This window comes from Chitinophaga sp. NPDC101104 (assembly GCF_050277495.1).
Lineage (GTDB): Bacteria > Bacteroidota > Bacteroidia > Chitinophagales > Chitinophagaceae > Chitinophaga.
Genome location: NZ_JBNNSF010000001.1, coordinates 1,374,312 through 1,401,007 on the forward strand (window position 1 = coordinate 1,374,312; position 26,696 = coordinate 1,401,007).

Here is a 26,696-nt window from a genome sequence, read left to right on the forward strand (position 1 = left end):
CGGTTGCTGCGAGTATGGTACAACCTTTGTAACAATATGAATCTTAATCCTTTTGTATGAAAATTATAGGAATATCGACGGCGGTCGTGGCGATCGCCATCTTCGGCAGCAGTTGCGTCAGCAACAAGAAGTTCGCCGCATTGCAAGGCACTTACGGCGAATTACAGAACGACTACAAGGCACTGAACGACAAGTACCAGGATTGCCAGCGCGAAATGTCAGGCTCCACCACCCGTGTGCGCAGCCTGGAAGAGCAGATCGCGCAGCAGCGCGCCGGCCTGCGCTCCCTGCAGGATGCGCTGAACAAATGTCTGAACTCCTCCAGCCAGGGGAATGTGAATATCTCCAAACTGGTAGACGAGATCAACGCATCCAACCGCTACATCCAGCAGCTGGTGAACTCCAAGAACAAGAGCGACTCTCTCAACATGGTGCTCACCAACAACCTGACCCGCTCCCTCAGCCGCGAAGAAATGCGTGATGTGGACGTGCAGGTGCTGAAAGGCGTCGTGTACATTTCACTGTCCGACAAAATGCTTTACCGCTCCGGCAGCTACGAAATTTCTCCCGCCGCCGGCGAAACGCTCAGCAAAATCGCGAAAATCATCACCGATTACCGCGATTACGAAGTGCTGATCGAGGGTAATACGGACAATGTGCCCATCAGTCAGAAAAACATCCGCAACAACTGGGACCTCAGCGCCCTGCGCGCTTCGTCCGTTGTACAGGCACTCCAGACCACTTATGGTGTAGACCCCAAACGGCTGACCGCAGGTGGCCGCGGCGAGTACAACCCGATCGCGTCTAACGACTCGGAAGACGGACGTTCCCGCAACCGCCGCACCCAGATCATCATCACGCCGAAGCTCGACCAGTTCATGGAGCTGATCGACAAGGCGCCGGAAAAAGCGGATTCGGTATCACCGACCGGCCAACCGGTAACGGGTTCCTGATCCCGGTAAACGAACATTTTACAGGCCCGCGCAATGGCGCGGGCTTTTTTATTTCCGTGCGCCAGGCGGCGGCCCGGTTGCAAAATCCGGCATAATGCCTTACCTTGGTAACATCTTTTTCGAAGCGATTCATCCGCCCCTTATCAACCAACTAACGAGCATGAATGGGAATTTGCACACGCAGGAGTACTGGAACCAGCTACGGGACGGGAGCACGGATGCATTGTCCGCTTTATACCAGCTGCATTACATAGGACTGATCAATTACGGGGTGAAACTCACCGGCGACCGCGATCTCGCCAACGATTGCTTTACCGCCGTGCTGCTCGACCTTTGGGAAAAGCGCCACACGCTGCCTGAGGTCGCCAATGTGCGTGCTTACCTCATTACCTGCCTGCATCGCCGGATCATGCACGAGATCGCTTCCGGGAAGAAGCGGCAGGAGCGCCACCTGGCCGTTCCGGATGGTCAGGAGCCCGAATGGTCGCATGAAGATTACCTCACGGCCATCGAAGGGAACGATGCGTTCACCCAGGCATTTTCCCACGCTTTCCGCCGGCTCACGCAGCGCCAGCAGCAGCTCTTGCGGATGAAATTCTTCGAAGACCTCGACTACGACCACATCGCCCTCACCTGCGGCATTACGAAACGGACCGCCTATAATATTATACACGATGCCCTCAAGCAGTTGAAAAACGAGCTGAAGGGGCATGTACAGCAATCGGGGTTGCCCATTGAAGCCCTCATTTCCGCGGCAATGCTGCTGATTTTGCAATAGCGGAAAAAAAATTTAACATTTTCATAGTAAATCGATGTGATCTGCTTCTCTATAGGATAAAGAGCGGAATGAATTACTTGCGGCATAAGGCGGAAGATCTGGTGATGGATGAGTCTTTCCAGCAGTATTGCACCGGTACGAACCCGGCAGCAGTGCGGTTTTGGGAGCAGTGGCTGGCCGCGCATCCCGAGAAGCGGGAGCTGGTGCAGGCCGCCAAAGTGATTTATTTGCGATTGAACGGCGGGCTGGATGCGGAAACATTCGCCGGCCATCACCGCCGGTTCACGGAAGCCTTGCTGGCGGAAGGGATCAGGCCGGGGATGCAGGCGCCGCAGCTGCGGCCGGTAACCAGGGCCAACGGCTGGAAGTGGTACACGCTCGCCGTGGCGGCCACGCTCACGGGGCTGGTGCTGACGATGGTGTGGATGCAGGCCGGGAAAGTTGCCCCTTCGGCGGGAGCGGCAGACGGGAAAACGGCTACCTACGCCAGCAAGCCCGGCGAGCGAAAGGCTTTCCAGTTGCCGGACGGTACGAAGGTTGTGCTCAATGCCGCCAGTACCCTGTGGCTGGACGATGGTTTCCAGAAAGGGAAGCGCACGCTCACGCTGGACGGCGAAGCGTATTTCGACATCGCGCAAGACGCGTCTTCGCCATTCGTGATCCATACCGAAGACATGGATATTACCGTGCTGGGCACGGCTTTTAACGTAAAAGCATACAAAGACGACGAGACGGTGGAGACTTCACTGATCAGGGGGCGGGTGCGGATAGACACGCGCGCCGGCCACCAGGTGTACCTCCAACCGAAAGAAAAACTGGTGATCGCCAGGAACAAGGAGATACAGGACATTCAACCATTAACGCCCCGGCAGGCAGACATGAAGAAAGCCGGGAGCCACTATCTTATCGACTCTCTCACACACATTCCACACGACAGCGCAATTGTTGAACTATCATGGGTCGACAACCGGCTGATTTTTGCCGACGACACTTTCGGGGACATCGCCCGGAAGCTGGAACGCTGGTACGGCGTGCAGATCCGGTTCGAATCCGAAGAACTGCGCGGGTACCACTTCACGGGGCATTTCAACAAGGAAACCCTGCAGCGGGTGCTCGAAGTGCTGCAGTTATCGAGGGGTTTCCGGTTCCGGTTCGAAGACGACCATACCGTGGTATTGCAACCATAGGATGGAAGGTCAGGAGCGGTGACGCGCTGCTGCCCTGCATCAAGACATAAAAAAAGGGGAATGGTGACGCATTCCCCCCGGTAAAAGCTGGGAGACAGGCACACTGTTGACGCGGTAACCTGTTTCCTGTTTATTCACTTTAAACCTGTACGAAAGTATGCAAAAAAACCAACTTCCAGGCTGGGGAAAGGGGGCGCCATGGGTCCCCGTCAAATTGTTGATGTGTATGAAACTAACCATTATCCTTATGGTGATGGCTTGCCTTCACGTAAGTGCGAACACTTATTCGCAGGACACTAAAGTGACTTTGAGACTGAATGATGTTTCCGTTCAGCAACTGTTCAATTCGATCGAGAAGAAAACGGATTACCGGTTCGTTTTTTCGAACGACGTCATTCCCCGCAATTACCGGGTTAGCATAGATGTGCAGAACACTGCCGTGTCTGAAGTGTTGAGCCATGCGCTGGGCCGTACCCTGCTCGATTTCAGGATGCTGGAAAACGATATGATCGTGGTGGCAGACCGGCGTGCGATCAGCCAGATGGTCCGCGTGGAAGGGCGTGTCACAGACGCTTCCGGGGAGCCGCTCGAAGGGGTGAGCATTTCCGTCAAAGGTTCCAGCGGTGGCACTTTCAGCGGTCGGAACGGTGAATTCGCCCTCAACGTTCCCAGCGGCAATTCGGATCTCGTGTTCAGTTATGTGGGCCTGGAAACGCAGGTGGTACCGGTAAACGGCCGCAAAACGATCAGCGTCGTGATGAAAGGCGCGCGGACGTTGGGTACCGTAACCGTGGTGAACACCGGCTTCCAGCAACTGAACAAGGAACGTGCGACGGGATCGTTCGGGTATATCGACAAGGAACAACTGGCCCGGCCTTCCACCAACATCGGCAGCCGCATCATCGGCACCACGGCCGGTGTGCAGGCCAAGCTGGACGTAGACGGCAACCCCACGTTCGAGATCCGCGGCAAATCGAGCCTCTATGCCACGGCAGCCCCGCTGGTGGTGGTAGACGGTTTCCCCATCAACGGCGATTTCTCCACCATTAACCCCAACGACGTGGAAAGCATCACCGTCCTCAAAGACGCGGCCGCCGCATCTATCTGGGGTGCGCGTTCCGCCAACGGCGTCATCGTGGTGGTAACGAAAAGAGGACAACGCAACACCCCGCTCCGGATCGATTTTTCCGCTTTCACCAAAATGGGCGGCAAAATGGACCTGGATTACGTAAACCCGCGGGCCACTTCGGCCGAAACGGTGGATTACGAGACGCGCTCCTTCAACAAATGGAGCGCGCGCACCAATCCCGGTTCGATACCGTATTCCCAGTACGCCTGGTCGTCGGCCACCGTGGCTCTCAGTGAACACTTCCTGGGATATATGACCGCGGCGGAAAAAGATGCGGTACTCGCAGGTTTAAGCCGCCAAAGCAACAAGCAGCAGATCCGCGACCTCCTGCTTAACAAACCCGCCACGCAACAGTATAACCTCAGCCTGTCGGGCTCCTCCGGTCGGATGACCAATATGGTTTCGCTGCTGTTCGAAAAGAACAAATCCAACTTCAAAAACACGGGCTACGAAAAATATCTTCTCAACTTCCGATCTGTCGCCAACGTCACCAAATGGCTGGACCTGAATATCGGCGGGATGTTGAATTACCACAAGGCAGACAGCAGCGGCATAACGCTGGCCGACATCCAGGGCCTTTCGCCGTACGACATGCTGCAAAACCCCGACGGTTCGTTCACTGACATTCAGCAGTATTACGTACCCATCCTGAAGCGGTCCGTCCCCACCGCCAGGTTCCCGTACGCCGACTGGACATACAATCCCGCCCGCGAAATAAACAGCCGGAAGCTGACCCGTACACAGCTCAACGCGCGGGTGATGGCGGGGCTTACGGTCAAGCTGATGAAAGGTCTTTCGCTGGACAGCAAGTTCCAGTACGAGTTTTTCAACAACTTCATCCGTGGGCTTTACGACGAAAATTCATTTTACGTGCGCAGGCGGGTGAACGAAGCGACCTCCTGGAACCAAACTACAGGCATGTTGCTACCCAACATTCCCAAAGGCAGCATCCTGGAGCAGAACCGCTATCGTACGCAGGGGTACAATTGGCGTAACTCGGTGAGCTACAACAATATCTTCCGCCGCCAACACGAAGTGAATTTGATCGCAGGGGTGGAAATCGCTAACCAGGTGCTGGAATTCTTCGGCAGCCCGGTCACGTACGGGTATAACGACGAAGCCCTCACTTCAGGGATATTCCCCAACGGCCCCGGCGGGACGTTCAAGACGATCCAGGACTGGCAGGGCAACAACTTTCTCATCCCTTACGGCAACACTTTTGCCTACCGGACCAACCGCTATTTTTCATCGTTCGCCAACCTGGCCTATACCTGGCGGGGTAAATACACCGCGTCTGGAAGCTTCCGGACGGATGCGTCCAATATCATCGCCAACGATCCCAAATACCGCTATTCGCCGTTCTGGTCGGCAGGCCTGGCCTGGGCGGCGCACCGCGAAGACTTTCTCCGGAACGCATCTTTCCTGAACCGCCTGAACCTGCGTGCTACTTACGGGTATAACGGCAACGAAGACCGTACCACCTCTTTCATGCCCCTGATCGCCGTTTCCGCCGTCCCGAATGCTTACACGAACGACAATACCGCCACCATTTCCAGCTTCGGCAACCCGTCGCTGCGATGGGAGAAAACTGCCACCTGGAACATCGGGGTAGACTACGGCCTTTTCGGCAACGTGTTGTTCGGCAAGATCGACCTGTATAGCAAATACGGGAAAGACCAGATCGCGCAGGTATCCATCCCGGCCATTAACGGCACCACTTCGCAAAAGCTCAACAATGCGGAGATCAGCAACCGTGGTATAGAGCTGGAAATCGGTACGCAGCAGCGCATCGCCCACAGGATCAGTTGGCAGGGGAACGTGAATTTCGCCTACAACAGGAACCGTATCGAAAAGCTGTTCGTGGCCAATTATGCCGCGTCTTCGCTGACGAGCGGCGGCTCCGCTTCGTATGTGCAGGGTGCGAACGCCAATGACATATGGCGTTACCGTTATGCCGGCGTTCACGATGGCCAGCCGATGGTATATGGGGAAAAAGGACAGTTGTACAACTTCTTTACTTTCACTCCCGGCGACGGCCGGAACTACCTGCAAAACATGGGTACCACCGTGGCGCCTTATACGCTGGGTTTCATGAACACCTTCCGGGTGCATGACTTCGATCTTTCTTTCATCGTGACCGGCAAGTTCGGCCATGTCTTCCAGCGCATGGGCTTCAATTACCCGCCTACGTGGACAACGCGCGTGTTGCCAAACGCCCGGTTGTCTGAAGTGCTGAACGGGGATATGCAGCAAATCATCCCGCTTCCGCAAAACAACGTCGAAGACCGTTATTATTTTTGGGACAGGTTCCACCAATACATGTCTTACCTCGTGGAGAGCGCCAATCACATCCGCATGCAGGAAGTAAACCTTACCTACAACCTCGACAAGGCGAAGCTGGCGAAAATCGGCTTCCAGCAAGTGCAGGTATTTGCGCAGGGGAACAACCTGTTTACGGTGTACGCCAACGATTTCAAGGAAGATCCCGAATATCCGATGAATAGCTTGCGCCCGCAGCCCACGGTCACCTTCGGCATCAAGTGCAGTCTCTAACCCGGTTTTTTCCAGTCAAAACTTTTTTTTCATGACGATCCAATTCAAATATATATTCCGTTCCGCGCTGCTGTGCGGCACACTGGCCCTTGCTTCCTGCGATAAGTTCTTGGACGAGCGCCCCAGCAAGACTTCCGCGCTGGAGGTGACTACTGCGGCGCAACTGGAAGCGCTCCTGAACAACATCAACGTCTTCGCCACCGAAACCAACCGATCGGCGATATACAGCACGGACGATTACGGCATTACCCCGGCGATGTACAAATCCACACCCACTCCGTTCGTGCTTTCCGGCATCCAGTTCGCCACCTGGGACGCGCAATACCTGGCAGACGACGTCAGCGAAACGTTCTGGTCCAACGAATACAGGAAGATCTTTACCGCCAACATGGTGCTGAGCCAGGTAGGTACCGTGTCGGGCACTGCGGAGCAGAAATCCGCCCTCACGGCAGACGCCTATTTCGTGCGGGCGTACAGTTATTTCCAGCTGGTGAATACTTACGCCCTCCCGTATAACCCATCCACCAGGAACGAGCCCGGCGTGCCTATCAAGCTCTCCATCCGGTTCGACGAGCCGATGGAAAGGGCGTCCCTTGAAAAAGTGTACCAACGCATAGAAGCAGACCTGGCCGAAGCGCTCAAAATCAAGCTGCCGCTGGTGCAGAACGGCGTAGCCCGCCACTGGCGCGCCAACTCTGCGGCGGTAAACGGCTTCGCGGCGCGTTATTACCTCACGCGCGGCAATTACGCCGAAGCGCTGAAGTTTGCGGAAAACGCGCTGAACGAATACAGCACCCTCGTCGATTACAATACCGGCATGCGCTATGGCCGCTCGCAAAGCTTGGTAGTGAACCCCGGCACCCCGGACGTTAAAACTGTAGTGCTGCAGTACCCTTACACCCACGATAACCAGACCGATCAGACCGACATGGTAGGCTGGAAGGAATTTCTGTACTACAGGATGCTGAGCCACAGCAGTTGGTGGTACGTCCCGAGCGCGGAACTGCTGGCGCTGTATGATAAAGACCATGACCTCCGGTTCCGGTACCACATGGTGGAAGGATATTCGTATGACAGGGGGATGATCAATCCCGGTTTCGATCATCCCGGGTATATCTTTTTCTTTAAAGATCGCCTTCCCTCCGGCCCCACAGTGGCCGAAATGTTGCTGATCAAGGCCGAATGCCTGGCGCGTACGGGCAAGGCCGCAGATGCGATGGCCACACTGAACCAGTTGCGCGCCAAGCGGATGGAGCCTGGCGCCTGGGTGAACCTGGCCGCCACGTCCAACGACGATGCCATTGCCAAAGTGCTGCAGGAGCGACGCCGGGAAATGCCCTTCTCGCAGCGCTGGTTCGATGTACGCCGGTATAACAATAACGACTATCCGGGCGATGACGTGTCGCTCAGCCGCGAGTTTTACCCGTATAATTCCGCCGTTGTGCAAACCAGCGGGGCCGTGAAAACGTATTCGCTGCCCAAAGGCTCCCGCCGGTTCGCCGCGCCCGTGCCGACTACGGAAATCATCTCCAGCAACGGCGTTATCCAACAAAATACATATTGAACTTATCGTTTTGCATAACTGGTCTAACACGATCATCATGAAAAAATTATTGCTCCTCCTGGCTATCGCCGGACTTCAAACCATCAACGCACAAGCCCAGGGGCCTATCGTAAAAAAAGGGAAAGGCACCCCCGCGGAAATCGCCGCAGCACGGAAAGCAGTGGAAAAGGATTTCAAAAACGCGAAGGCACATGAAGAATACATCTACCTCGCCGGCGTGGAAAGCCCCGAAGTGAAGGCACAGTACGACAAATGGATCAAATCGCACCCGAAATCCGTGGAAATCCCCTTTGCCTTTGCCCAGGCGCTTTATAACGGGGAACTCCCCGCCGCCAAACCCTATCTCGAAAAAGTCATCCAGCTCGATCCGAAAAACGGGGAAGCTTATCAGATGCTTTGGATCGACGCCGAAAGATGGGGCGATTTCGCCGCCGGCCGCGAATACCTGCGCAAAGCCACCGAATCGGACCCCAAAAACGCGAATTACGCGTTTTATTACGCCAGCTCCCATGAAGACGTGGATTCAGCAAAACATCACGACCTGATGCTGTCCATGCCCGACCGTTTCCCCGGGACCGAAAGAGGCGCACAGGCGCTCTACTGGCTGGCCCAGCGCTCCACCAACCCTGCCGTGAAAATGCAGGTATGGGAGAAATCCAGGCGACAATATGATCCCGGGAAATCGTCCTGGACATCCGGCGCCATGAACGGCTACTTCAGCTATCTCCTTCCCATTGATGCGCAAAAGGCACAGCAGCTGGCGAACGAAATGCTGCAGAACGACTCCCTGCGTGAAAACAAACAATGGCTGCAGGCCCGGTCCGTCGCCGAGAAAATTCTCGCAGGCCGCATACTCATGGCCAAAAAGAACTACGCGGAAGCCATCGAAATGCTGAGTGCCGCGCCGAAAATCCGCTACAGCAGTTCGCAAACCGTGCTGCTGAAGGAGATCGCCCTCGCCAACGACGCCATGGGCAATACGGCCGGGTCGTACGACAGCCTGCTGAAAAATTACGCCGTTGACCCGACCGACGAAATCTACGCCCTCATGAAAAAGTACGGCGGCAAAATCGGCAAAAACAACGACGCCATCCAGGCAGACGTCTGGAAGGTGCGCAAGTCGGCCGCCCAACCCGCCACCGCTTTTTCGCTGGACAATTACATGACCGCCGGCAAAACTTCGCTGGCCGATCTGAAAGGGAAAGTGGTGCTGGTAACGTATTGGTTCCCCGGATGCGGCCCCTGCCGCGGAGAATTCCCGCATTTCGAAGCGGTAGTCCGGAAATACGGGAAAGACCAGCTGGCGTACATCGGGATCAACATCGCTCATGAGCAGGACCCTTACGTGGTGCCTTTCATCAATCAAAGCGGCTATTCGTTCACGCCCGTGCGCGACGAGCCCACCAAACGCGGAAACCTCGTGGCCCGCGGCGCTCCGACGAATTACCTCATCGACAAGGAAGGGAACATTGTTTTCTCAAACTTCCGGACAGACGAGCACAACCACCGGACGCTGGAACTGATGATCAACGAATTGCTGGATAAATAACAAGCTTAAGAAAGCCTCCCGGACCGGGAGGCTTTTTGATTCTTATAACGTACGTAGCAGGAAACCCGGTCTCAGACCGGGTTTCCGTGTATATGGATTAACAATCAATGTTTCGGTTCTTCTTCATTGCGGAATAACTTCGCGTCGCGGGTGTTTTTCTGCACGGCGATGGCGCCAAAAACCGCCAGTACGAAAGACATGGCGTAGAAGCCTTTTTCGCTTTTGGTGAGATCGGCGTTCCACAGCCCAACGGTCAGCAGCACGATGCAAAGGATGGTGCTGAACCACGAAAGGCCATAGTATATCGCGGTTACGGGGACGCCTTCCATTTGGTCGCGCACGGATTTTTGCACGGAAACGGCGGCGAACAGGCCGAACATCAGCACGGTGAAGTAATACCCTTTTTCGTTGAGCTGCATGGTGGCGGCATTCCACAAACCGATGTTGTAGGCTACCATGCCGGCGAGCAGGGCTATCCAGGATGCGGCTACGAATGCGGAGGAGGGCTGTTGTTGTTTAGTTTCCATAAAGGTGTTGATTTATGGTACCAAGGTAAGGAGCCCGTTCCGGCAGACTTTTGACATCCGTCAAAAAACGGCACGGGAAATGTTAAATGCGCCCCCGCACCCGGCTCAGCGTTTCCTGCGAAATGCCCAGGTAAGAGGCCACATACCTCAGCGGCGCGCGCTCCAGGATGTGGGGCGCCTGTTCCAGCAGCTGCTCGTAACGCTCCGCCGCCGTGCGGAACTGCGAATTTACATAGCGCTCTTCCAGCCGGAGGTAGTATTTTTCATACGCAATGCGCACCAGCCGCTCCAGTTCGTGGAAAGTGTCGAGCAGCCGCAGGAGGTCTTCCCGCGAAACCGACCAAAGCACCGCCCCCTCCATCAGCTGGATGTTCTCCACCGCAGGCTGGCCGGTCGTGAAACTGTGGAACGACGTCACAAAGTCGCGCTCGAAGCCGAACCAGTGCGTCACTTCCTTGTCTTCCAGATGGTAATACCCGCGCAGGCAGCCCTTTTCCACGAAATACAACCGGCGGCAGACTTGCCCCTGGGTGATGAGCATGTCGTTTTTAGCGTAAACGTCTTCCCGGAAGCAGTCCGCCGCTGCCTGGCGGGCCGCGTCGCTGATAGGGTGGTACTGGGAAAGATGCGCGAATAACTGTTCCATCGAAATACAATTTTACACCTGCCGAAGGTCAGGCTCGATAAAATTACAGCGATGCACCGCTTATGCAAAAACGATTTTTCCGATGGATGCTTTGCATGGCAGACATTTGGCACTAACTTGCACGCCTAAACCATTATTCCCTATGGCAGAAATCCCGTCCCCGGTCCCTCGCAAAACCCGCCCGATACCTCCGTGGTACCATGTTTCACGTATGATCCCCCTGGCTTTCGCCCATCGCTGGCCATAAGTTATATGTTGAAATAAAATAACGTGTCGTGCTCCGTTTCCGGGGGCTAAAAAAGCCGCCGCATTTTCCCGTTTCCTGACAATATTTGCGTAACTTATGTCTGCAATGATGTAGTACCGCCCCTGATTGTCTGTTAAACTCATTGTGTCGAAGCACCCCGGGCAGATAGAAATTTGAGCGACTGACATATCAACCAGATCGAAATTTTTTAAAATCATGTACACCCATGCATATGATGGACTCCTATACAATTGTCCGGGATTGGCTGAAAAAGTCCCCGGCAGTTCTCCTTTTACCTTTACTAGCCGTCGCACCAAGACCTGCTGAAGCCGCGCCGTGTTCGTCCTTCTTCCAGGACTCCATTCCCATGGCCCGTGGCCGCGTCCTGGACGCGGAAGAAAATTTTCCCCTCCCCGGCGTCACCGTCGAAAACCTCGTCAGCCGGAGGGGCACGCTTTCCGATGTCAACGGTTATTATGCGCTCGCCGCCCGCAACGGCGACAGCCTACGGTTTACCTTCCTCGGCAAACGGCCGCTGGTAGCAATTTTCCGTGGACAGGCGCTAAATATCAGCCTTCGCAAACAAGAAGGCCAGCTCTCCGAAGTGGTGGTAACCGGTTTCCAGGACCTGGAAAAGCGCAAGTTCGCCGGCGCCGCCACCACGCTCAAAGCAGATGACGTGAAGATCGAGGGCGTGGCCGACCTCAGCCGAATGCTCGAAGGCCGCGCCGCAGGCGTAACCATCCAGAACGTTTCCAGCACCTTCGGTTCCGCTCCCAAAATCCGCGTGCGCGGCGCCACTTCCATCAACGGCGACAACAAACCGCTCTGGGTGGTAGACGGCGTGGTACTGGAAGATGTGGTGAATATCTCGAACGACCAGCTCTCTTCCGGCGACCCCACAACGCTCCTCGGCTCCGCCGTGGCTGGGCTCAACCCGAACGATATCGAAAGCTACGCCATCCTGAAAGACGCCGCGGCCACCGCCCTGTACGGCGCCCGCGCCATGAACGGGGTTGTGGTGATCACGACGAAGAAAGGCCGCATCGGCAAGCCCGTTGTGAATTACACCGGCAACTTCAGCACGCAGCTCGTGCCTTCTTATGGGGAATACAGTATCATGAACTCCGGCGACCAGATGTCCGTACTGGCCGAACTGGAAAGGAAAGGATTCCTGAACGTGGGGCGCCTCAACGATGCCAACTGGGGCGTATACGGGAAAATGTACCAGGGCCTGCAAGCCGACGCCAACGGGAACTTCAAGGTACCCAACACCGTCGAAGGCCGGCGGAACTTCCTGAAAAGATACGCTTCCGCCAATACCGATTGGTACGACGAACTGTTCAAGAATAATTTTCTCCAGGAGCATTCCCTCAGCATCTCCTTCGGTACCGACCGCTCGCAGTCGTATTTCTCCACCAGTTATTATGGAGACAACGGCTGGACGATCGCTGACCGCGTGAGCCGCTACACCCTGAACTTCCGGAACAACTATAAACTGTCTGACCGCTTTTCCGTCGGCTTCTCCACACTGGCCTCCGTTCGCCAGCAGCGCGCGCCGGGGTCGCTCAAACGCAATCCGAACCCCGTGCAGGGGCAGATGGACCGCGATTTCGACATCAACCCGTTCAGCTTCGCCCTCAACGCCAGCCGTACGATGACCCCGTACGACGAGAACGGCGAGCGGGAATACTTCCAGCGGAACTACGCGCCATTCAATATCCTTACCGAACTGGAGAACAACTATCTCGACATCAACGTGGCCGACCTCCGGCTGCAGGGAGATTTTTCCTTCAAGATCACCGACGATCTGAAACTGGACTTCGTGGGTGCGCTGCGGTACGTAAAATCGTCGATGGAGCACCAGATCAAGGAAAATTCGAACATGGCCAACGCCTATCGCGCCGCCAGCACCTCCGTTATCCGGAACAACAATAAATTCCTTTACCGCGACCCGGCAGATCCGGAAGCGGAACCGGTGGTCGTGCTGCCGTACGGTGGTTTTTACAACCGGACGGAAGACCAGATGGTCAACTACGACATCCGTCCCAGCCTGAACTACATCAAAACGATCAACGAAAAGCATTCCCTGAATCTCCTGGCAGGTATGCAGGTGAAATCCACCGACCGTCAGAACGCCAGCAATACCGGGTTCGGTTATCAATATGGTAACGGCGGGGTGCCGTTCGTAGACTATCGCATCGTGAAGCAAACCCTGGAGGCGAATTTCCCGTATTATGGTATGAGCAGGGATTACGACCGATTCGTGGCATTCTACGGCTCGGGCGGCTATTCCTACCGCCAGAAATATAACCTGACGGCCACCGGCCGGTACGACGGCTCCAACCGCCTGGGCAGTTCCTCCCGCGCCCGCTGGCTCCCCACCTGGAGCGTGGCTGGTTCCTGGAACGCGGACGCAGAGCCGTTCATGAAAGAGGTGACCTGGCTCGATTACCTGACGGTGCGCGCCTCTTACGGTCTTACGGCGAGTATGGGCCCGGCTACCAACTCCACCATCGTGCTGCGCAATATCAATACCAACCGGCCTTACCTGAACGAAATGGAATCGGTGATCGTGCTGGCGGAACTGGAGAACGAAGACCTGACCTGGGAGAAAGCTTACACCACCAACGCAGGGCTCGATTTCGGCCTGTTCAAAAATAAAGTGAACGTGAGCATCGATGCATATATGCGCCAGAGCTTCGACCTGATCAGTATCGTACGCACTTCCGGCATCGGCGGGCAGTCGCTCAAAGCGGCCAACTACGCAGACATGGATGCGAAAGGGATCGAGTTCCTCATCGGCGGACAAGTGATCAAGAAGCAGGATTGGGGTTGGAAAACGAATCTGACCTTCGGATATAACACCACGAAAATCACACGGCTGCGCAACCGGCCCAATATCTTCGGCCTGGTAGTGGCGGAAGGCGGGGCGAAGGAAGGGTACCCTGCGCGGGGGCTCTTCTCCATCCCATTCGCCGGCCTCGACCCGCGGACAGGAAAGCCCACTTTCAACAACGAAAAAGGCGAAGTGTCCGGAGCCGTTTACCTGCAGGATTACAACGTCGGGTTCCTGAAGTATGAAGGGCCTGTAGACCCCACCATCGCCGGCGGTTTCTCCAACACCTTTAACTACAAATCGTTATCGCTGAACATCTTCCTGACGTACCAGGCCGGCAACACCATCCGCCTGTACCCCGCATTCAGCGAAAACTATTCAGACCTTACGGCCACCCCGAAAGAGTTCAAAGACCGCTGGGTGATGCCGGGCGACGAGAAGTATACCCGGGTGCCATCCATCCTCGGGGCCTTCGAAAAAAGCCAGCTGATCGGCGAGTATCCTTATAATAACTACAACTATTCCACGGAGCGCGTGGCCAAAGGAGACATGGTCCGGCTGAAAACGGTGTCGCTTTCCTACCAGGTGAGCCCTTCGCTGCTGAACCGCCTCGGCCTCAACAGCGCCAGCGTCACCGCCGCTGCCATCAACCCCTGGCTCATCTACGCCGATCCGAAGCTGAGAGGCCAGGACCCGGAATTCTTTAACGCAGGCGGCGTTGCGCAGCCCGTGCAGAAACAATTTACGCTCTCCCTGAAAGTTGGGATCTAAAAGAAATGACCATGCAAAAGCATTTAAAAATATACGCACTCCTCGCCCTGCTCTCCACAACAGGCTGCAAGAAGTTCCTGGAACAGCCGCCGGATAACCGGGCGGTACTGAACACGCCGGAACAGGTGTCTCGTCTCCTCGCCACGGCTTACCCCGGCGCGAGCTACGTCGTGTTTGCCGAATTGTCGTCAGACAATGTGACCGACAGGGGAGGTGGAAGCACGGATAACGAATTTCTCGATCCGTTTACTTTTGCGGATGTCCGCAGCGATCAGCAGGATTCCCCCGAATTTTACTGGGATGCCTGCTATACCGCCATCGCTGCGGCGAACGAAGCATTACAGGTTTGCGAAAAGGCTCCGAACCCCTCGGCCTACATGGCCCAGAAAGGCGAAGCGCTCCTTTGCCGCGCCTATGCGCACTTCATGCTGGTGACTTTCTTCTCCGAGATTTACGACCCCGCTACCGCCGCGACCAAAGCTGGTATACCGTACGTAACCGAACCGGAAAAGGAAGTGGTGAAACAATACGACCGTAAAACGGTGGCGTATGTATATGAAATGATCGAAAAGGACCTGCTGGCAGGATTGCCGCTGATCGATGAAAAAACATATTCCGTACCCCGCTACCATTTCAACAAAGCGGCCGCCAATGCTTTCGCGGCACGGTTCTATCTCTTTAAGAAAGATTACGCCAAAGTGGTGCAACACGCCAATGCCGTTTTTTCGGACGGAACGGTGGTGGATAAGCTGCGGCCCTGGAATTCCCGCTACCTGCAGTTAACCGCGCAGGAAATGATGGTAACCTATGCCAAGGCTACCGAAGCTGCCAACCTGCTGTTGTGCGAAACGGCGTCGTGGTACGCACGGGGCATTCGCAGCAGCCGGTATGGCTTGAGCCGTAACCTGTTCTCTTATTACTTCAACTTCAATGTGGTAGGGGCAGACTGGTCGTTCCTGAACCAGGCGTACCTCGGCAGCGGGGGCACTACCAGCGTCTTTTTCCCGAAAGTGAGCGAGTACTTCGTGCGCCAGAGCGTGAACGCGGAAATCGGCTCGGGTTATGTGATGGTGCCGCTTTTTACGACGGAAGAAGTGCTCTTCAACCGCGCAGAAGCGAACGCGTATCTCAATAATACCGCCAGTGCGCTGCAAGACCTTAACGCCTACAGCAGCACCCGTTTCGACAATTACAATCCGGGGGCCGATGCGCTCACCATACCGAAAATCAAGAATTATTACGGAAATGTCTCCGACCGCGATGGCATCATTTTGACCGTACTGGATTTCAAACAGGCGGAATTCATGCAGGAAGGCATGCGCTGGTTCGACATCCTCCGGTACCGCATCCCCGTTGTGCACGAAACGATCGACGGTAAAACGTATAGACTGACCGCCAACGATCCCCGCAGGTTGTTCCAGATACCGCAATCGGCCGGAGAATCGGGCGTTCCGCAAAATCCCCGTTAACCAAATCATTCAATCCCGAACCATTATGCAAATGAAGCATTTAACGATATCACTGCTGTTGCTCGCCTTGTTCGCCGGTTGCCGGAAAGACGACGACCCGGGCAACGTTGATAACATCCCCGGGCTGGGGGGCGACGACTGGGCGAAAGGCCCCGTAGACACCTGGATCATCGATAGCATGACCACGCCCTACAACATGACCGTGAAATATAAATGGGAACAGGGCGAACTGGACCCTACCAAGGCGCTGGTGCCCCCGCACGAAGCCAAGATCATCCCCGTGCTCAGCACCATCCGCCGCGGATGGATCAAGCCGTTCGAAGATGAAATGGGCGCACTGTTCGTGAAGCGCTATACACCCAAGTACTTCGTGCTCGTCGGCAGTTCCCAATATAATATGGACGGCACCATCACCCTCGGTACCGCCGAAGGCGGCCGCACCATCGAACTGTATACCCTGAACGATTTCCGGGTGAACTGGATGCCGGGGTTCGTTCCGGGCGACTCCGCCAATGTGAAACAGATGTTCCACACCATCCAGCACGAATTCGGGCATATCCTGAACCAGACGGTTTCCTACTCGCCCGACTACAAGCGCATCACCGTAGGCAAATACACCGCCAACTGGGTGAATTATACGGATAACGAAGCCCGCCGCCGCGGGTTCATCACCGCCTATTCCATGTCCGGCCCCGACGAGGATTTCGTGGAAATCGTAGCCACGATGCTCACGGAAGGCCGCAGCGGCTTCGACCGGCTCGTCAATAACGTGACCGTGGCCGGGGGCGACGGTACCCAGCCCGCAGCGGCGCGCGCACTGCTCCGCCAGAAGGAAGCCATGGTGGTGGAATATTACCGCAACAGCTGGGGCGTCAATTTCTATAACCTGCAATCCCGGACCCGCGCGGCACTGGTAGCTTTGATCAAATAAAAAGAACTGTCATGAAGAGAATTTTCTCCTGTATCATACTGGCCGCCATTACGCTCGCCGCCTGCCGGAAAGAACCGGACCCGGTTTTTTCGGAAACGGCCGACCAGCGCATCAACCGCGTGCTAAACGAATACCAGGCTACCCTCGCCGCTTCGGCCAATGGCTGGAATGGCGAAATGACCACCAAGAATAACGTCACCTACCGGTTCCACTTCAGCTTCGACAACGCCAACCGCGTGAAGATGTTCTCCGATTTCGACGGCACGTCATCGTCCGTACGGAAGGAAAGCAGCTTCCGCCTCAAAGCGTTGCAGCAGCCGTCGCTCCTGTTCGACAGCTATTCCTATATCCACATCCTCTCCGATCCGGCAGATTCGATTTCCGGCGGGCCGGAAGGCGTGGGCCTGAACGGTGATTTCGAATTTTCGATGGATTCTGTGACGGCAGACGTCATCAAACTGACGGGCCGGCAGCAGGGCGCCAAAATGACCCTGCGCAAGGCCTCCGCAGCCGACCTGGACGCCTGGCAATCCGGTAAATGGGCAGGCGGCGCACGGATCGCGGACCTTTCGAAAAAGATCCTCAACTACTTCAAACGCCTCACCATCGGCGGCCGGCAATACGAAGTGCGCATCGATCCCAGCTTCCATACCATCACCTTCACCTGGCGCGATGGCGGCGGAAACCCGCAGTCGCACACCACGGAATACAATTACTCCGCAGATGGATTGGTCCTCACCGAGCCCCTGCAAGACGGTGCCAATACCATTTCCCGGCTGTCGGGCATGACGTGGAACGGCACCACGCTCAACCTGAGCGTCAACGGCGCTACGGCAGGCAGCATCTCCGGGGCCATCGCTCCGCTGGTGATAGACGTTAACGCGGGAAGACGCTGGTACCAGGCTTCCCAGCAAACCTACTGGCGCGGGACGGCATTCAACATCAAAGGCGTGTGGGATACCTACGGTTTGTGGAAGCTGGAGAATTTTGCCTTCCTCATCTTCCAATACGGCTCCCAATACGATGTTTTCGGTTTCGTTTTCCTCGAATCGGGCGGCCTCGCATTGAATTTCGGGCTCGGTACCGATACGCCCAATTTCACTGGTGGAAAAACCGTCTTTCCGCTGCTCGGTGAGCTCGGCGATGTACCGCCGGAAGCGATGGACGCGTACCTGAAAACCGCCGTCAAATTCATCAACCCGGACGGATGGTGGTTCATCCAGACGGGCCCGCACCAGTTCGACATGGTAGACGCAACAGACGCCACTTCGTACATGGTTTGGTACTAAGCTTTGAATCGTTACAATCACGCAACTATTTTATAACCTAAAATCTGATTTTATGAAAACGAACATGCCCCGCGTTTTATATGTCCCATTGCTTTTACTGGCGCTATTTGTGGCCGCATGCGGTAAAGACGGAGACCCGGGCCCCGCGGGCCCTGCAGGTCCTGCCGGCCCTGGTGGCGCCGCTGGCCCGGGTGGCCCCGCCGGCCCGAAAGGCGATCCCGGAACGGCCAACGTCATTTATTCGGACTGGCTCGACGTCGGGTTCCCCGAAATAGATACGAACGTGGTGGCAGTAGGCGACACCATCTTTACTTTCTATGGTGGTATGAATGCGCCGAAAATCGACGCGGATATGCTTGCCAAAGGCGATATCAAAGTATACATCAACTTCAGGACGGCCGCCAATCCACTGGTGATGCCTTTGCCTGTGGCGGATTTTGCGTTTTTCGGCATTTTTGTGAACATCACGCCATTGTTCACGGTAGGCGCTGTTAACCTGGTTTCCAATATCGATGCCGGTACCGGTTTGAACGCGCAGAACGAGAAAGTCTGGCAATACCGGTATATCCTCATCCCCGGTGGCGTTGCGGCGCGGAAAGCAGCCGGTGCGGATGTGGACTGGAACAATTACAAATCCGTGCAGAAGTACCTCAACCTGAAAGACTAACCTTCACCCGGATACAAATGGAAACGGCTGGTGCGTTGCGCATCAGCCGTTTTTTTATTTTTCGTGGGATGGGTGATCAGATAATGCCGTGCAGTACGCCGCCTTTCTTCCCCAGCTCGTCCACTTTCGCTTCCACGGCAGCATCTTTAATGAGCGGTGGTGCGTGATGCGGCTTGATGCGCGCGTCGATGATAAGCGGGCCGGTGCATCCCCAGTGCTTGTGCCGGATGAAGGGGTTGATGCCATGCACGTCGTGGGAGGGATTGCTCCGCGTGAATGTTACCCACACGAAGTTGTTGATGTTCTCCGCCGTAAAGCCCGCATCGTCGCACAGCACGATCAGCGGAAGGCCGTCCAGCTGCCGGTTTTTGAGATGTTCGTCGAGCTGGGCGATCTGTTTCGCCGTTTCGTGCTCGTCGGTAAAAGCGGGCGCTTCCACTGCCAGTACGCCCGGCAATGCCATTTTGAATTGCGTGAACGGGCGTGGCAAATCGAACCCTGCAGGCAGTTCGCGCCAGAGCTCCCGGCGTTTTTCGCCCGCCGCGGCGATGGCTACCTTGCTGCCGGCGTTGAGATCGCTGCCGGTATAGTCGAGCGTATCGATGGTGGTGTTGGTATAAAAATGCAGGTCGCGCGCGGGATCGATGCGCTCCAGCATATGCAGGAGGAACTTCTCGATGTCGTGCGTATGCAGCTGCGGATCGTCTTCCTTCGCGCAAATGAACAGGAACTTGGCCAGGCTCAGCTGGTTGCTGCCCAGGATGTGGTTGGCGATGGTGAGGATTTCCTGGGGCTTGCGTTCCTTCAGGTAGGGCGTATACCGCTCGCTGCCGATGGCGAACAACAGCGGATGTACGCCCGCCGCATCTACGGCATGGATTTCATGAACACCGGGAATCTCTTTTGGAATGGCATTACCGGTGATCTCGTGGATCAGCGCACCGAAGCTGGTATCTTCCTGCGGAGGACGGCCTACAACGGTAAACGACCAAACCGGGTTTTTCCGGTGATATACGCGGCTCACTTTCATGAGCGGAAAAGGATGGGTAAGGCTGTAGTAACCGAGGTGGTCGCCGAAAGGCCCTTCGGGCTTGTTTTCCAGCGGCATCACCGTTCCCGTGATGACGAAGTCCGCGTCGGCGGAAATGCAATAGCCTTCATCGTCGTAGAAATACCGGAAACGGCGGTTCCCCAGTGCGCCGGCGAACGTCATTTCCGACAATCCCTCGGGCAGCGGCATCACGGCGGAAAGGGGGTGAGCCGGCGGTCCGCCCACGAAAATGCTCACTTTCAGCGGTTGCCCTTTCGCGTTGGCCTTGGCCTGGTGGATCCCGATGCCGCGGTGCAACTGGTAATGCAACCCGATCTCCTTGTCCTGGATATATTCGTTCCCGCCCATCTGGATGCGGTACATGCCAAGGTTGGCGCCCATGATGCCGGGCTTGTCGGCGTCTTCGGTATACACTTGCGGCATGGTCACGAAAGGCCCGCCGTCCATCGGCCAGTTCACGATCTGCGGCAATTCGCCGATGGTGGTGCGGCCGAAGTTGATGGGCGCACGGCTACCGGTTTTCATGGGCAGCGCGGAAAGCGCCGTGGCGGCTACGTTCAGGTAACTGAAAGGATGTTTGACGGCTTTGATCGGGTCTCCCTTGATATCTACCAGCGTTTTGATCTTTTCCAGCGTGTCGCGGAACATGAACTTCGACCGGTCGAGGGTGCCGAACAGGTTGGATACCGCGGGGAATTTGCTGCCTTTGATGTTCTCGAACAGCAATGCCGGCCCCTGGTGCTCGTATACCCGCAGGTGGATGGCGGCCATTTCGAGGTAAGGGTCCACCTCCTGTTTGATGCGCACGAGATGCCCGTGCTTTTCCAGGTCCGTAATGCAGTCTTGTAAACTTTTATATCCCATTGGTAATTGCCGGTAATGTTGAATCCCGCCAAAATTAAACAAGTTTGGGGAGAATCGGGCCGGCGGTCAGGATGGGGCAGGACAGTTCTGACGGCGAAATTCCTTTTCATTGTTGGGATTTTCGCCGGGGCATGCCTACTTTTGAAAGAAGCCCGTTGCCCGGAACGAACGTTATGAAGAAAATCCCGTCGAACATCGATCAGCCATAAATCAGAAAACCATGTTGAGAAAGAACGCGTCCCGATGCGGGCGATTTTTTGTGGGGATCATGCTGATGGCCGCGCAGCTGGCGGTGGCGCAGGTCAAAACGGCCGACCTCCGCATACGCGATCCGTTCGTGTTCCCGAATCTGGCCGACAGTACCTATTATCTCTACGCCAACGAAAACCCGCGCATCGCGGTCTACAAAAGCCGGGACCTCGAAAATTGGGAGAAAGCCGGCATCGCCTTCGACCCGCCGGCCGGATTTTGGGGAACGAAAGACTTTTGGGCGCCGGACGTCTACAAATACCGTGGTAAATTTTATATGCTCGCCACTTTCAGCGCACCGGGCCGCAAGCGCGGCACCTCCATCCTCGTGGGTGATCATCCCGCAGGGCCTTTCGCGCCGCTGAAAAACGGTCCGTCCACGCCGGATTCCAATATGTGCCTCGACGGGATCATCTATACCGGAAAAGACGGGAAGCCCTGGCTGGTTTGGTGTTGGGAGTGGCTGGAAGTGGGAGACGGGCGCATCATGGCCCAACGCCTTTCCCGCGACCTGAAATCCGCCGTTGGTAAGCCTATTGAGTTGACCCGGGCTGGAGATGCGCCATGGACGGGCCCGGTAAGTGGTGAAGGGAAGACTGGCATCGTGACGGACGGGCCTTTCTTCCACCGGATGCAAAACGGAGAAATGATCATGATCTGGAGCAGTTTCACGAAGTCGGGGAAATATGCGATCGGCGTTGCCCGCTCTGCGAGCGGCGAGCTGAAAGGCCCGTGGAAACACGATCCCGGACCGCTGAATGCCGACGACGGCGGCCATGCCATGCTGTTCCGCGATTTCAGCGGCCAGTTGCGCATTTCCTATCATGCTCCCAACGGCGCGCCGCATACGCGCGTCAGGATCTATAAAGTGACGGAAGAAAACGGAAAACTGAAAATCATACAATAGCCCATGCAATCGAAATGGATGTTCCTGGCGCTGATGCTATGCGCCCAAATCACGTTCGCGCAATCTGCCGCGGTTTCGGCCGTGGAACTGAGTTGCGAATACCGCAGCAATCCCCTCGGCATAGACGCGCCCGCTCCCCGGCTGAGCTGGATGATCGGCGGGAATGGCCGCGATCTGCGGCAGTCGGCTTATGAGATCATCGTCAGTACGAATATGCAGGGAAATGGCGATGCATGGCGCTCCGGCAAAATCATTTCCACCGAAAACATCCATATCCTCTATGCAGGCGCGCCTTTGCGAAGCTTCACGCGGTATTGGTGGAAAGTAAGGGTGTTCGATGACAAAGGCCGCGCATCCGCATGGAGCCAGCCGGCCTGGTTCGAAACGGCGGCGATGCGGCCGGAAGATTGGTCGGCCAGCTGGATCGGGGACGGCAGCGGCGTTCCCGAAAATCCGCGGGATTTTTACGCCGAAGATCCCATGCCGCTGTTGAGAAAACAATTCACCGCATCCGGGAAAATCGTTTCAGCCAGGTTGTACATCACGGGCCTTGGCTATTATGAAGCCTATGTCAACGGAAAGAGAGTCGGCGACCAGCTGCTCGATCCGGGATGGACGACCTACAACAAACGAATCCTCTATGCCGTGCACGACGTTACGCCGATGCTGCGGTCCGGCGAAAACGTCATGGGCATCATGCTGGGCAACGGATGGTACAATCCGCTGCCACTGCGGATGTGGGGCTCCCGGAACTGGCGGGATTTTTTACAGACCGGCCGCCCTGTCGCCAACGCCATGCTCCGCATCACCTACGCGAACGGTAAAACCGAGACCATCGGTACCGACGGCTCCTGGAAAACCGCACCCGGGCCCGTGGTCCGCAACAATGTATACCTCGGGGAGCAGTACGATGCCCGCCGCGAAATCAGGAACTGGGCGGCATTAAATCCCGCAGGGACCTGGAAGGCCGCAGTGCCGGCAACCGGGCCGCAAGGCAGGATGGAAGCCCAGGGGCAGCCGCCCATCCGCATCACGAAAATCCTGAAACCCGTCCGCATAAAAGAAGTGAAGCCCGGCGTTTTTCTCGCAGACATGGGACAGAATTTCGCCGGCGCCGTGCGCCTGCGCGTGCAGGGGCCTGCGGGGAAAGAGATCGTTTTGCGGTATGGGGAAGATACTCTGAAAGATGGGCAACTGAACGTGATGACCGCTGTTGCCGGCCAGATCAAGGGAGGGAACGGCGGCCCCGGGGCGCCGCATATCGCCTGGCAGGAAGACAGCTACATTTTGAAAGGCGGCGGCCGCGAAACCTGGCACCCGCGGTTTACCTTCCACGGCTTCAGGTACGTGGAAATTTCCGGATGGCCGGGGAAACCAGGGACAGGGGATATCGACGGACTGCGGATGAGCGCCGACCTCCCGGCTACAGGGAGTTTCAGCTCGTCCAATAAAATGCTGGACAGGCTGGATGAAGTGATCCGGTGGACGTTCCTCAGCAATGTGTTCAGCATTCAATCCGATTGCCCTGCGCGGGAAAAACTCGCGTATTCCGGCGACATCCTTTGCAGTGCGGGTTCGTTCATGCATCATTTCGGGATGCCCGCTTTTTACGTCAAAACCATCCGCGACCATATCGACGCGCAGCGGCCGATGGGCGGCATTCCGGAAACCGCGCCCTATGTCGGCATCGCAGACGCAGGTCCCGGCGACGGTTCCGGCCCGATGGGCTGGCAGGCCGGTTTTCCGTTCCTCATCAAAAGAATGTACGAGCATTATGGCGATAAAGGGATCGTGGAAGAAAGCTACCCGGCGATGAAAAAGCAGCTCGAATTCCTCCGGGAACGTGCCATCGGGAACCTTTTCGAGAAGGAAGACCTCGGCGATCATGAAGGGCTCGACGACCGGGAGGTGCCGCTCACCGCATCCATTTTCTACTATCTGACCGCCAAAATGATGACGGAATTCGCGGCCGTGCTCAACAAAACGGAGGATGCCGCCGAATACGCAAAACTCCGCGACGATATCCGATCGGCCATCCAGTCGAAATTCTTTAATTCTGCTACCGGAGAATTCCGGAAAGGAACGCAGACGGCCCAGTCGATGGCGCTATGGGCGGGTATTCCGCAGGGCGATGACGATGGAAAAACGCAACAGGCGCTGTTGCGGGCCATCGAAAACAAGGATTTCCATCTTTCCACCGGCATCTTCGGTACCAAGATGATGTTCGACGTGCTGCGGGAGCGGGATTTGAACGATGTGGCCTACAAAATCGCCGACCAGCGAACATTCCCGGGGTGGGGGCATATGATCGAAAACGGCGCTACCACGCTGTGGGAAACCTGGAAATATTCAGACAATACCTATTCCCAAAACCATCCGATGTTCGGCTCCATCGGCGAATGGTTTTACCGTTCGCTGCTGGGGATCAACGCCGCGGCGCCCGGTTTCAGGAAGATCGTCATCAAGCCGCAACCCGCCGGGAATCTGACTTTCGCGAAAGGGCATATCCAAAGTATGTACGGAAAGATCGCCAGTGAGTGGAATATCAGGAACGGTGTTTATACCCTCAAAACGACGATTCCCGGGAATACATCGGCAGAAGTATACCTCCCGCAGCAATTCGGAACAGTGGTGAAGGAAAGCGGAAAGCCCCTGCAACCGGTACGGACGGAAAACGGGTACGCCGTATTCACGACGGGTTCCGGGAATTATGTTTTCACGGTATCGAAATAATATGCATAAAAAGTTGACGTATGCTCAAGTTGGCTTTGGGACTGACGCTGCTGACCGGCACGGTTTCCGCCCAGGAAACGATTTTGCTCTACGGCGGAAAAGTGCCCGGGATGCTGCCGGCCGCCGCAACAGCGAAAGAGGACGTGCGAACCGATAAAACGGTAGGACTGCTCGTTTCCAATATCACCCGGCCGTCGCTGGAAATATTTGCCCCGGAAAAAGGGAAAGCCAACGGCACGGCGGTGATTATTTGTCCGGGCGGCGGATACGGCGTCTTGCTGCTCGGCCGCGAAGGCCGCGATGTGGCCAGGGCTTTTGTGAAAGCGGGTGTCACGGCATTCGTGCTCAAATACCGGTTGCCCAGCGCCCAACTCATCGCCGAGCCCGCGCAGGCGCCATTACAGGACGCGCAGGAAGCCATCCGCATCGTTCGGTCGAAGGCGGCGGATTGGAAGATCGACCCCGCCAGGATCGGGATCATGGGTTTTTCCGCCGGTGGACATTTAGCGGCCACAGCGGGTACGCATTTCAAGGGGAATGCGGTGAATGTCCGGCCGGATTTCATGCTGCTCGTGAACCCTGTCATCAGTTTTACGGATAGTATCGGCCATGCCGGATCGCGGCGGAATTTGCTTGGCGATGCACCGGCAAACGCTTTGGTAGAGAGCTTTTCGAATGAGTTGCAGGTGGATGGGCTCACCCCGCCCGCGTTTCTCGTACATGCGGGCGACGATTCCGTGGTCGGCGAGCAGAACAGTATTCAGTTTTACCTGGCGCTCCGGGCGCACAAAATCCCGGCATCGCTGCATATTTACCAGAAAGGGGAACATGGGTTCCTGCAGGAACCGCCGTTCGACGAATGGTTCGGCCGTTGCCTGTTCTGGATGCGGCAGGCGGGTTGGTTACATTGAGAATTTCTTCCTTCCTTTTTCGGTGAGATAGGGCCAGAACAGGCCCGCGAAAACCTGCCGGTAAGCCCTGGCGGCCTCTTTGCCTTTGAGCCGGGCGGTGAGCTCGTTATGGGAAAGCCAGTAATCTCCCGCGAGAAATATCTGGGTGACGAGCGTTTGCAGGATATGAGGGGGCACGTCTTTCCGGAAGATGCCTTTTTCCTGCCAGGCCTTGAAAAACGATAAAAACTCCTTTTCCCTGCGTTTTACCAGTTCCGTGTATTGCTGCTTGACGGAGGGCACGCGCAGCCCGATTTCCGGGAAGTGCAGGAAGATGAAGCGATACTTGAAAACCACCGGGAACGTACGCTCCGCGAAATCCAGCAAAGCTTCCGGCCTGGCGTTTTCGATCCGCTCCATTTCAAGTACCAGCGCGTCCATTTGCGTAGTAAGCGCCTCGTAGAGGGCCACGATGATATCGTCCGTGTGCCGGAAATGATAATGCAGGTTACCCGGACTGATGCCCATTTCCGCGGCAATGTGCCTGCTGGTGACGCTTTGTATGCCCTGTTCGTTATACAGCGCCAGTGCTGTTTCGAGGATCCTGGATTTGGTGTCCATACCCAAATATAAGCCGCTATTGCGGAAAACTGATTTTAATTAGGTCTTTTGTTCTAATTGATTAGTACATTTGTTCTAAATCGATATGTATGGAACAGGACGGCTTACAGCAAAAGCAGCATGAAAATTGGTTCCAGGGCATCCGGGCGATGTTCCTTCCTCTGAAGCCGGGCGATGGGCCGGTGGTCCGGACCCTGAAAGACAGTGCATTTTACCTCTTCGGCACCCTGGCGCTGATCATCAGCGTATCGTTGGCGGGGGTGATTTTAATGGTGGTCTGAC

The 26,696-nt window shown here is 56.1% G+C and carries 19 protein-coding genes; 15 read left to right on the forward strand and 4 right to left on the reverse strand.

The window, feature by feature from the left end; translation table 11 throughout:
* Positions 1-56: 56 nt before the first annotated feature.
* From ACQKLP_RS05695 to ACQKLP_RS05720, 6 genes are all read left to right on the forward strand, one after another.
* Positions 57-953 (forward strand): OmpA family protein, encoded by an 897-nt coding sequence (locus ACQKLP_RS05695; protein WP_427320893.1) that lies wholly within the window; start codon positions 57-59, stop codon positions 951-953.
* 160 nt (positions 954-1,113) lie between these two features.
* Positions 1,114-1,731 carry an RNA polymerase sigma factor gene (locus ACQKLP_RS05700; protein ID WP_427320895.1) on the forward strand — a complete coding sequence of 206 codons (618 nt, stop codon included), beginning with the start codon at positions 1,114-1,116 and terminating at the stop codon, positions 1,729-1,731.
* Positions 1,732-1,799: 68 nt separating this feature from the next.
* Positions 1,800-2,918, forward strand: a complete 1,119-nt coding sequence (locus ACQKLP_RS05705; protein ID WP_427320897.1) for a FecR domain-containing protein — start codon at positions 1,800-1,802, stop codon at positions 2,916-2,918.
* A 226-nt stretch (positions 2,919-3,144) separates the two neighbouring features.
* Positions 3,145-6,600 carry a SusC/RagA family TonB-linked outer membrane protein gene (locus tag ACQKLP_RS05710; protein WP_427320899.1) on the forward strand — a complete coding sequence of 1,152 codons (3,456 nt, stop codon included), beginning with the start codon at positions 3,145-3,147 and terminating at the stop codon, positions 6,598-6,600.
* Positions 6,601-6,631: 31 nt separating this feature from the next.
* Positions 6,632-8,164, forward strand: a complete 1,533-nt coding sequence (locus ACQKLP_RS05715; protein WP_427320901.1) for a RagB/SusD family nutrient uptake outer membrane protein — start codon at positions 6,632-6,634, stop codon at positions 8,162-8,164.
* Between the two features lie 37 nt (positions 8,165-8,201).
* Positions 8,202-9,713 carry a redoxin domain-containing protein gene (locus ACQKLP_RS05720; protein ID WP_427320903.1) on the forward strand — a complete coding sequence of 504 codons (1,512 nt, stop codon included), beginning with the start codon at positions 8,202-8,204 and terminating at the stop codon, positions 9,711-9,713.
* Between the two features lie 104 nt (positions 9,714-9,817).
* On the opposite strand, the gene yiaA is transcribed toward ACQKLP_RS05720, so the two are convergent.
* On the reverse strand, positions 9,818-10,240 hold the full coding sequence (gene yiaA / locus ACQKLP_RS05725) for an inner membrane protein YiaA (protein ID WP_427320905.1): 423 nt from the start codon (positions 10,238-10,240) through the stop codon (positions 9,818-9,820).
* An 82-nt stretch (positions 10,241-10,322) separates the two neighbouring features.
* On the reverse strand, positions 10,323-10,886 hold the full coding sequence (locus ACQKLP_RS05730) for a Crp/Fnr family transcriptional regulator (protein WP_427320907.1): 564 nt from the start codon (positions 10,884-10,886) through the stop codon (positions 10,323-10,325).
* Between the two features lie 614 nt (positions 10,887-11,500).
* Here ACQKLP_RS05730 and ACQKLP_RS05735 point away from each other — a divergent pair.
* Genes ACQKLP_RS05735 through ACQKLP_RS05755 form a run of 5 tightly spaced genes read left to right on the forward strand, consistent with a single transcriptional unit; the run spans position 11,501 to position 19,099 of the window.
* Complete coding sequence (locus ACQKLP_RS05735; RefSeq protein WP_427320909.1) at positions 11,501-14,743, forward strand: SusC/RagA family TonB-linked outer membrane protein; 3,243 nt, start codon at positions 11,501-11,503, stop codon at positions 14,741-14,743.
* 11 nt (positions 14,744-14,754) lie between these two features.
* The gene (locus tag ACQKLP_RS05740; protein ID WP_427320911.1) at positions 14,755-16,212 is read left to right on the forward strand and encodes a RagB/SusD family nutrient uptake outer membrane protein; all 1,458 of its coding nucleotides are present in this window, start codon (positions 14,755-14,757) and stop codon (positions 16,210-16,212) included.
* 31 nt (positions 16,213-16,243) lie between these two features.
* Positions 16,244-17,143 (forward strand): zinc-binding metallopeptidase, encoded by a 900-nt coding sequence (locus ACQKLP_RS05745; protein ID WP_427320912.1) that lies wholly within the window; start codon positions 16,244-16,246, stop codon positions 17,141-17,143.
* A gap of 11 nt (positions 17,144-17,154) precedes the next feature.
* Positions 17,155-18,432 (forward strand): DUF4302 domain-containing protein, encoded by a 1,278-nt coding sequence (locus tag ACQKLP_RS05750; RefSeq protein ID WP_427320914.1) that lies wholly within the window; start codon positions 17,155-17,157, stop codon positions 18,430-18,432.
* Between the two features lie 52 nt (positions 18,433-18,484).
* Positions 18,485-19,099 carry a hypothetical protein gene (locus tag ACQKLP_RS05755; protein ID WP_427320916.1) on the forward strand — a complete coding sequence of 205 codons (615 nt, stop codon included), beginning with the start codon at positions 18,485-18,487 and terminating at the stop codon, positions 19,097-19,099.
* A 76-nt stretch (positions 19,100-19,175) separates the two neighbouring features.
* On the opposite strand, the gene ACQKLP_RS05760 is transcribed toward ACQKLP_RS05755, so the two are convergent.
* Positions 19,176-21,014 (reverse strand): UbiD family decarboxylase, encoded by a 1,839-nt coding sequence (locus ACQKLP_RS05760; RefSeq protein ID WP_427320918.1) that lies wholly within the window; start codon positions 21,012-21,014, stop codon positions 19,176-19,178.
* A gap of 220 nt (positions 21,015-21,234) precedes the next feature.
* On the opposite strand from ACQKLP_RS05760, the gene ACQKLP_RS05765 reads away from it, so the two are divergent.
* From ACQKLP_RS05765 to ACQKLP_RS05775, 3 genes are read left to right on the forward strand one after another with little or no spacing between them, the layout of a single operon-like run.
* Positions 21,235-22,170, forward strand: a complete 936-nt coding sequence (locus ACQKLP_RS05765; RefSeq protein WP_427320920.1) for a glycoside hydrolase family 43 protein — start codon at positions 21,235-21,237, stop codon at positions 22,168-22,170.
* A gap of 3 nt (positions 22,171-22,173) precedes the next feature.
* Positions 22,174-24,903, forward strand: coding sequence for a family 78 glycoside hydrolase catalytic domain (locus ACQKLP_RS05770; RefSeq protein ID WP_427320922.1), 2,730 nt, complete (start codon positions 22,174-22,176; stop codon positions 24,901-24,903).
* A gap of 20 nt (positions 24,904-24,923) precedes the next feature.
* A complete protein-coding gene (locus tag ACQKLP_RS05775; RefSeq protein ID WP_427320924.1) occupies positions 24,924-25,814 on the forward strand; it encodes an alpha/beta hydrolase in 891 nt (296 codons plus the stop codon).
* Here the strand turns inward: ACQKLP_RS05775 and ACQKLP_RS05780 are convergent.
* Positions 25,806-26,414: a TetR/AcrR family transcriptional regulator gene (locus ACQKLP_RS05780; RefSeq protein WP_427320926.1), complete on the reverse strand. Its 609-nt coding sequence runs from the start codon at positions 26,412-26,414 to the stop codon at positions 25,806-25,808. The genes ACQKLP_RS05775 and ACQKLP_RS05780 overlap by 9 nt on opposite strands.
* An 89-nt stretch (positions 26,415-26,503) precedes the next feature.
* Here ACQKLP_RS05780 and ACQKLP_RS05785 point away from each other — a divergent pair, with 89 nt between their 5' ends.
* Positions 26,504-26,695: a hypothetical protein gene (locus ACQKLP_RS05785; protein ID WP_341843108.1), complete on the forward strand. Its 192-nt coding sequence runs from the start codon at positions 26,504-26,506 to the stop codon at positions 26,693-26,695.
* The last annotated feature ends 1 nt before the right edge of the window (position 26,696 follow it).